The sequence below is a fragment of the Cupriavidus sp. MPR-AND1C genome, from assembly GCF_058809705.1.
Window position 1 is genome coordinate 74,858 of sequence record NZ_JBXASU010000029.1, and the last position, 7,587, is coordinate 82,444.

Here is a 7,587-nt window from a genome sequence, read left to right on the forward strand (position 1 = left end):
GCCCGCCTAGGGGGCGGCTTGCGCGTGCGCGCCACCGCAGACTTCGCAATCGGCCACGCGCGCGAGGCGCATCGTGGTCCATTCCATGCCAAGCGCATCGACCATCAACAGGCGGCCGGCCAGCGTGGTGCCGACGCCCATCAGCAGCTTGAGGGCCTCGGCCGCCTGCACCGTGCCCACCATTCCCACCAGCGGCGCGAACACGCCCATGGTGGCGCAAGCCACTTCCTGCGCCGGCTGCGAGGGCGGGAACAGGCAGGCATAGCAGGGCGCGCCTGGCTGGCGGTGGTCGAACACGCTGATCTGCCCGTCGAAGCGCAGGGCCGCGCCGGACACCAGAGGCACGCTGTGCTGCACGCAGGCGCGGTTGACGGCCTGGCGCGTGTCGAAGTTGTCGCAGCAATCGAGCACGACGTCGGCATCGGCCACCAGGTGCACCAGCTCCGCGGCGCCCACGCGTGCCTGCACCAGGCGCACGTCGATGCCCGGGTTGATGCGCAGCATGCCCTCCCGCGCCGACTCCACCTTGGGGCGTCCGACATTGGCGGTGGTGTGGATCACCTGGCGCTGCAGGTTGGTCAGGTCGACCACGTCGTCATCGACCACGGTGATGGTGCCCACGCCGGCCGAGGCCAGGTAGGGCAGGGCGGCGGCGCCCAGGCCGCCCGCGCCGATCACCAGCGCGTGGCTGGCGAGCAACCGGCTCTGGCCCTCGATGCCGAGTTCGTCGAGCAGGATATGCCGCGAATAGCGCAGCAGTTGATCGTCGTTCATGCGTCGTTCATGGCGAGCAATGCAAAAGCGGCCCCGCAGGGCCGCTGTTACGCATCAGGATTTCAGGGAGCCTTGCCGGTCGGCGTGCCCAGCGGCGTTCCAATCGGGGCGCTGGCCGGCGGCGCGGCGGCCGGTGCCTTGGTGGCCGGCTTGGCCGGGGTAGCCGGCTTGGCCGCCGCGGGCTTGGACGGCTTGTCCGACGTGGCCACGGCTTCGAGCTTGGACTTGGAGCGCTTGACCGGCTGGCCTTCGAGCTGGGCGATGGCTTGCTGCAGCATGAAGTCCTCGGCCGAGCCGAACTCGATCGGCTTCTTCTTGCGTTCCTTGTCGCGCTCTTCCGGCGTCTTCTTGGCGTTTTCTTCCTCAAGACGGCGCAGTTCCTCGACGCGGCGCTGCTCGCGCTCGTTCATCTCGGGCTCTTCCGATTCCTGCTTGTTGTGCAGGTGGCGCTCGGTGTCGATCTCGCGGGTGATCAGCGCGTCGTCGGGATCGCCTTCCGGGTTCTGGTCGACCGGGATGTCCGGGCGGATGCCCTTGGCCTGGATCGACTTGCCCGTCGGCGTGTAGTAGTACGCGATGGTCAGCTTGATGCCGGTGTCGTTGGTGAGCGGGCGCACGGTCTGCACGGAGCCCTTGCCGAACGTGGTCTTGCCCATGATCAGCGCGCGCTTGTGGTCTTGCAGCGCGCCGGCAACGATTTCGGAGGCCGACGCCGAGTAGGCGTTGGTCAACACCACCATCGGGATCTTTTTATACAGCGCCGGCAGGTCCTTGAGCGGATCGTCCTCGAGCGAGGACAGCCGGTAGTTGTTGAACGTGGTCTTGTAGACGCGCTTGGCATCCGGCACCTGGCCGTTGGTCGAGACCACGGTCACGTCGTCGGGCAAGAAGGCTGCCGCCACGCCGACCGCGCCCTGCAGCACGCCGCCGCCGTTGTTGCGCAGGTCCAGGATCACGCCCTTCAGGTTGGGGTTCTTCTGGGCCAGTTCGTCCAGTTTCTTGCCCAGGTCGGCCACCGTGCGTTCCTGGAAGCTGGTCAGGCGGACCCAGGCGAGGCGGTCATTGTCGATCAGCTTGGCCTTGACCGACTGCACGCGGATCTCCGCACGCGTGATCGACACCGGGAAGGTGCGTTCGTCGCTCTTGCGATAGATGGTCAGCGTGACCTTGGTGCCCGGTTCGCCGCGCATGCGCTTGACCGCCTGCTCCAGCGGCAGGCCGCGCACGGGCTTGTCGTCGATGCGGGTGATCAGGTCGCCGGGCTGGATGCCGGCGCGGAAGGCGGGGGTGTCTTCGATCGGGTTGATCACCTTGACCAGACCTTCTTCCTGCGAGATTTCGATCCCCAGGCCGGCGAAGCGTCCGCGCGTGCCTTCCTGCAGTTCCTTGAAGTCCTTCTCGTCCAGATAGGCCGAATGCGGATCCAGGCTGGCGACCATGCCTTTGATGGCTTCGGTCAGCAGCTTCTTGTCATCCACCGGCTCGACATATTCGCGCTTGATCTGGCCGAAGATGTCGGCCATCAAGCGCAACTGCTCCAGCGGCAGCGGCCCCGGCGAATTCTGCGCCGTGGCCGATAGTTGCAGCGTGGCGAGCACGCCGGCAACGAGTCCGGCAGTAACAAGACTGATGTTCTTGAGCGTCTTACGCATGAGGGCTGCCTGAACGTGTGAGGATTGTGCTGTGTCGGAGCCGGCCTGGCGCATCGCACCGGCCGGATTTGTCCGACAGTATAAGAGGGAGCAGTAAAAAAGGCCTGGCCCACTGCCTGAGGCGGCCGGGCGAGCCTCGCGGCGCTCGCCCGGGCCGGGCCTCAGTTTGCCTTGCCTTGGTTCGCCACGGCGGCCAGGGAGGCTGCGATCGCTTCCTGGTCGCCCAGGTAGTAATGACGCAGCGGGCGCAGGTCGGCGTCCAGCTCGTACACGAGCGGGGTGCCATTGGGGATGTTGATGCCAACGATGTCGTCATCCGAGATCTGGTCGAGGTATTTCACCAGCGCGCGGATGCTGTTGCCATGGGCGGCGATTACCACGCGCTTCCCCGCTTTGATGTCGGGGGCGATGGATTCGTTCCATAGCGGCAGCACGCGTTCGACCGTGTCCTTCAGGCATTCGGTCAGCGGAATCTGCTCGCGCGGCACTTGAGCGTAGCGCGGATCGTCGTAAGCCGCACGCGGATCGTTCGCTTCGAGCGCCGGCGGCGGGGTGTCGTAGCTGCGGCGCCATACCAGTACCTGCTCGTTGCCGAACCTGGCGGCGGTCTCGGTCTTGTTCAGGCCGGACAGCGAACCATAGTGGCGTTCGTTCAGGCGCCATTCGTTCCGGACCGGAATCCACATCAGGTCCATTTCGTCCTGCACATGCCACAGCGTGCGGATGGCACGCTTCAACACCGAGGTGTAGGCTACATCGAAGGCCAGCCCTGCCTCGCGCAGCAGCTTGCCGCCCAGCTTGGCCTGGGCCACGCCGGTGTCGGTGAGGTCGACGTCGACCCAGCCGGTGAAGCGGTTTTCGAGATTCCACGTGGATTCGCCGTGGCGGATGAGAACGAGTTTGTACATGCTGCTTCCAAAGCGTGAGAAACCTGTGTGCGCCCTGCCACATACCGCCGCACATGTGTCAACTAGGAGACAATAGCGGGTCGCGGGCGCCAAACCGTCTATTTTATAATGCCGCCGACTCAACCCACCGGAATGCCAACGTGAATTTCTTCGCCGACTACAACAACCTTGCCTTGATCGCCCTCGCCGTCGTGTCGGGCGGCCTGCTGGCGTGGCCCACCATCTCGCGCGGAACCTCCGGCAAGACCGTCAACCCGGCCGCCGCTACCCAGCTGATCAACAAGCGCAATGCCGTGGTCGTGGATATCCGGGAAGCCACCGAATACGCCAAGGGCCACCTGCCGCAAGCCAAGAGCGCGCCACTTGCCGACCTGGCAAGCCGTGCCGCCAGCCTTGCAAAGGACAAGTCCGTCCCCATCATCGTCGTGTGCCAGACCGGCCAGCGCTCGGGCAAGGGTCAAGCAGCCCTGAAGGAAGCCGGTTACAGTGAGATCTATTCGCTCGAAGGTGGTCTTGCCGCCTGGCAGCAAGCCGGTCTGCCCGTCGTCAAGTAAGCGGCGCAGGCAAGCGACACAGGCAAGCGGCGCCGGGGGCACGTCTTCCGTTGCCGCCGCTGTCCTGGCTTGCGAGCACCCGACCAACCTCCGGATTCCGTTTTTCAAGGAGATGCGCATGGCCCGCGTTGTAATGTACAGCACGGTAGTTTGTCCGTATTGCCAGATGGCCGAGCGCCTTCTGAAGGCCAAGGGCGTGGAGGCGATCGAGAAGATCCTGATCGACCGCGAGCCCGGCAAGCGCGAGGAAATGATGAGCCGCACCGGTCGCCGTACCGTGCCGCAGATCTACATCGACGAGACCCATGTCGGTGGCTTCGACGACCTCTCGGCGCTCGATCGCCAGGGTGGCCTGGTGCCGCTGCTGGCAGCCTGAAGCGCCGCCTGCCCAGCTGCGGGTGAATTCGCCACCCGCGTCATGTACCATATACGTTTTCCAACCGGGTGCCGACCCGGGCCATGACCCTGGGCCAATCCCGCCCGGGATGCCAATGTCCCGCACGCCTGGCCCCCCAACGCCCATTTTTCCGGAAGCCTTTCATGAGCGACCAGCAGAACAATCAGCAGGAAGACCAGCCGTTCTTCAACATCCAGCGCGTGTACCTGAAGGACATGTCGCTCGAGCAGCCGAATTCGCCCGGCATCTTCCTCGAGACCGAAGCGCCGGCCGTGGAAGTGCAGGTGAACGTGGGTGCCTCGCAACTCCAGGAAGGCATCTTCGAAGTCGTGGTGACCGGTACCGTGACCACCAAGGTGCAGGACAAGGTTGCCTTCCTGGTGGAAGCCCACCAGGCCGGCATCTTCGATATCCGCAACGTGCCGGTGGAGCAGCTCGACCCGCTGCTGGGCATTGCCTGCCCGACCATTCTCTACCCGTACCTGCGTAGCAATATCGCCGACGTGATCACCCGCGCCGGATTCCAGGCTATTCATCTGTCGGAAATCAACTTCCAGGCCCTGTACGAACAGCGCCTGCAAGCCGCGATGGAAGAAGCGGAAACCGCGCAAGGTGGCAACAGCGGCATCGTGATGCCCGACGGCAGCCAGGCTCGTCACTGATCCTGCTGCAGGATGTCGCAAAGACGGGGCTTCGGCCCCGTTTTGTCTTTCCGGTTCGCGTCATTCGTGGCGCGCAAGGCTTAAGGCTTCGAGGCCGAACAAGCGAGGCAACCCGCCATGAAAATCACTGTCTTCGGTGCAGGTGCCTGGGGCACCGCGCTCGCCAGCCATGCCGCCGCGGCCCACGATGTGGTGCTGTGGGGGCGTGATGCCGCCCAGCTGGCCGCTATCGGCGCCGACCGCGTCAATGCTACCTACCTGCCCGGCGTGCCGCTGTCCGGGCGGCTTGTGGTGGAACCCGATTTCGAGCGGGCCGCGGCGCATGCCGATGTCGAACCCGATGGCCTGGTGATCGTCGCCACGCCGGTCTCGGGCCTGCGCGAAATGACGCGCAGGCTGGCCGCGAGCCAGGCCGGGGGCTTGCGCATGCTCTGGCTGTGCAAGGGTTTTGAAGCTGGCACCAATGCGTTGCCGCACCAGATGGTGCGGGAAGAGCTCACCGCCGCCGGCCGTCTTGCCGACACCAGCTACGGTGTGCTGACCGGCCCCAGTTTTGCCCGTGAAGTGGCGCTGGGCCTGCCCTGCGCGCTGACCGTGGCGGGCACTTCGCCGGCGCTGTCCGAGCTGGCTCAGCAGGCTTTCCATCACCATGCCATGCGCATCTACGGCAGCGATGACCTGGTCGGCGCCGAGGTGGGGGGGGCAGTCAAGAACGTGCTGGCGATTGCCACCGGCGCCAGCGATGGCCTGGGCCTTGGCCTGAACGCGCGCGCCGCGCTGGTGACGCGCGGCCTGGCCGAGATGACCCGGCTCGGCATGGCATTGGGAGGACGCGTCGAAACCTTCATGGGCCTGGCCGGTATGGGCGACCTGATCCTGACCGCCACGGGCGACCTCTCGCGCAATCGCAAGGTCGGCCAGCAACTGGCGCAGGGCAAGACGCTGGCGCAGATTCTGGCCGAGCTTGGCCACGTTGCCGAAGGCGTGCGCTGCGCGCAGGCCGTGGCGGCGCTGGCCGCGGCCAAGGGCGTCGATATGCCGATCACGCGCGCGGTATGTGCCGTGCTCTTCGAGGGGCTGCCCGCCGCCGACGCGGTGGCGCGGCTGCTCCAGCGCGATGCACGCGATGAGTGAGCGCGCGATGGAAGATCGTCGCCGCCTCCTGAAGGCCCTTGCCGCCTGCGCCATGCCCGGCGTGGCTGGCACTGCGCTGGCCACGCCCGCATCCGCCCAGCCCTGGCCGGTAAAGCCGATCCGCATGGTGGTGCCGTTCCCGGCAGGGTCCTCGCCCGACCTGATCGCGCGCCTGCTGACCGAGAAGCTGGCTGCAGCGCTCGGACAAGCGGTCGTGGTGGAGAACCGCCCGGGCGCCGGCGGCAATATCGGTACCGGCATGGTGGCCAGGGCCGCCCCGGACGGCTATACCTTGCTGCTCACCATCAACGGGCCGCTGGTCACCGCGCCCACCTTGTCGCGCCATCTCGGCTACGACCCGGTGCGCCAGCTCGCCCCCGTGTCGCTGGTGGCGACTTCGCCCAATGTGCTGGTGGTGGATGCCCGCCTGCCGGTGCATGACGTGCGGGAGTTCGTGGCCCTGGCCCGCTCCCGGCCGGGTGTGCTGAACTACGGGTCGGTCGGCAACGGCAGCGCCGCCCACCTGGCCATGGAGCAGCTCAAGGCGGCCGCTGGCATCGACCTGCAGCACATCCCCTATCCGGGGTTTGCGCAGATCACCACCGCCATGGTCGGCGGCCAGGTGCAGGCCGGCTTCATGGTGCCGGTCATCGCCATGCCGCTGGTGACCGCCGGCAAGCTGCGCATCATCGCGGTCACCACCAGCGGGCGCACCAGCCTGCTGCCCGCGGTGCCAACTGTGGCGGAATCCGGCTATCCCGGCTTCGAGGCGATCTCATGGCAAGCGGTGCTGGCCCCGGCGGGCACGCCCGCGCCGGTGATCGACCGGCTCTATCGCGAATTGGTGGCCATTATCGGCAGCGAGGACGTGCGCGCCAAGATGCGCGCCCAGTATTTCGTGCCGGCCGGCACCGCGCCGCAATCGCTGCGCCAGACCATGGCGAGCGAGAAGGTGCGGTGGGACAAGGTGATCCGTGCGGCGGGCGTGCAGCCGGAATAGGGAAGGGCGCGGGCGGCGGCCTCAGGCGCCGCCGGCAAAGCCGTTCTGGCGCCAGGCTTCGAACACCACGACCGCGACGGTATTGGAGAGGTTGAGGCTGCGGTTGTCCGGGCGCATCGGCAGCCGGATGCGCTGCGCGGTGGGAAACCATTCGCGCCGCTCCGGCGCCAGGCCGCGCGTTTCCGAGCCGAACACAAACCAGTCCCCGGGCTGGAAGCTCACCTGGCCGAAGGGCGTCGAGCCATGCGTGGTCAGCGCGAACATGCGGGCCGGGTCGGGTCGCTCGCTTTCCATCAGCGCGTCCCAGTTCTCGTGCACGCGCATGCTGGCGTACTCGTGATAGTCCAGGCCGGCGCGGCGCATGCGCGCGTCTTCCAGCGGAAAGCCGAGCGGCTTGACAAGGTGCAGGCGCGCACCGGTGTTGGCGCACAGCCGTATCACATTGCCGGTGTTCGGCGGGATCTCGGGTTCGACCAGGACGACATTGAACATGGGGGAGGGGCGGG

Annotated in this window: 9 protein-coding genes; 5 read left to right on the forward strand and 4 right to left on the reverse strand. The window is 66.7% G+C overall.

What is annotated here, in order from left to right; translation table 11 throughout:
- Positions 1-6 precede the first annotated feature (6 nt).
- The 3 genes from AC1RWI_RS17505 to gpmA form a co-directional block, all read right to left on the reverse strand.
- On the reverse strand, positions 7-774 hold the full coding sequence (locus AC1RWI_RS17505; RefSeq protein WP_492867707.1) for a HesA/MoeB/ThiF family protein: 768 nt from the start codon (positions 772-774) through the stop codon (positions 7-9).
- A 62-nt stretch (positions 775-836) separates the two neighbouring features.
- Positions 837-2,426, reverse strand: a complete 1,590-nt coding sequence (locus tag AC1RWI_RS17510) for a S41 family peptidase (RefSeq protein WP_492867709.1) — start codon at positions 2,424-2,426, stop codon at positions 837-839.
- Positions 2,427-2,587: 161 nt separating this feature from the next.
- On the reverse strand, positions 2,588-3,334 hold the full coding sequence (gpmA, locus tag AC1RWI_RS17515; protein WP_492867711.1) for a 2,3-diphosphoglycerate-dependent phosphoglycerate mutase: 747 nt from the start codon (positions 3,332-3,334) through the stop codon (positions 2,588-2,590).
- 140 nt (positions 3,335-3,474) lie between these two features.
- On the opposite strand from gpmA, the gene AC1RWI_RS17520 reads away from it, so the two are divergent.
- The 5 genes from AC1RWI_RS17520 to AC1RWI_RS17540 all read left to right on the forward strand — a co-directional run bounded on the left by AC1RWI_RS17520 (position 3,475) and on the right by AC1RWI_RS17540 (position 7,081).
- Positions 3,475-3,888, forward strand: a complete 414-nt coding sequence (locus AC1RWI_RS17520) for a rhodanese-like domain-containing protein (protein WP_043343334.1) — start codon at positions 3,475-3,477, stop codon at positions 3,886-3,888.
- A gap of 118 nt (positions 3,889-4,006) precedes the next feature.
- Positions 4,007-4,264: a glutaredoxin 3 gene (gene grxC / locus AC1RWI_RS17525; RefSeq protein WP_043343338.1), complete on the forward strand. Its 258-nt coding sequence runs from the start codon at positions 4,007-4,009 to the stop codon at positions 4,262-4,264.
- Between the two features lie 164 nt (positions 4,265-4,428).
- Positions 4,429-4,947, forward strand: coding sequence for a protein-export chaperone SecB (gene secB / locus AC1RWI_RS17530; RefSeq protein WP_043343340.1), 519 nt, complete (start codon positions 4,429-4,431; stop codon positions 4,945-4,947).
- Positions 4,948-5,064: 117 nt separating this feature from the next.
- A complete protein-coding gene (locus AC1RWI_RS17535) occupies positions 5,065-6,081 on the forward strand; it encodes an NAD(P)H-dependent glycerol-3-phosphate dehydrogenase (RefSeq protein WP_043343344.1) in 1,017 nt (338 codons plus the stop codon).
- Positions 6,082-6,088: 7 nt separating this feature from the next.
- Positions 6,089-7,081, forward strand: a complete 993-nt coding sequence (locus AC1RWI_RS17540; RefSeq protein ID WP_043343346.1) for a Bug family tripartite tricarboxylate transporter substrate binding protein — start codon at positions 6,089-6,091, stop codon at positions 7,079-7,081.
- Positions 7,082-7,102: 21 nt separating this feature from the next.
- On the opposite strand, the gene trmL is transcribed toward AC1RWI_RS17540, so the two are convergent.
- Positions 7,103-7,573: a tRNA (uridine(34)/cytosine(34)/5-carboxymethylaminomethyluridine(34)-2'-O)-methyltransferase TrmL gene (trmL, locus tag AC1RWI_RS17545; RefSeq protein WP_043343349.1), complete on the reverse strand. Its 471-nt coding sequence runs from the start codon at positions 7,571-7,573 to the stop codon at positions 7,103-7,105.
- Positions 7,574-7,587: the final 14 nt, after the last annotated feature.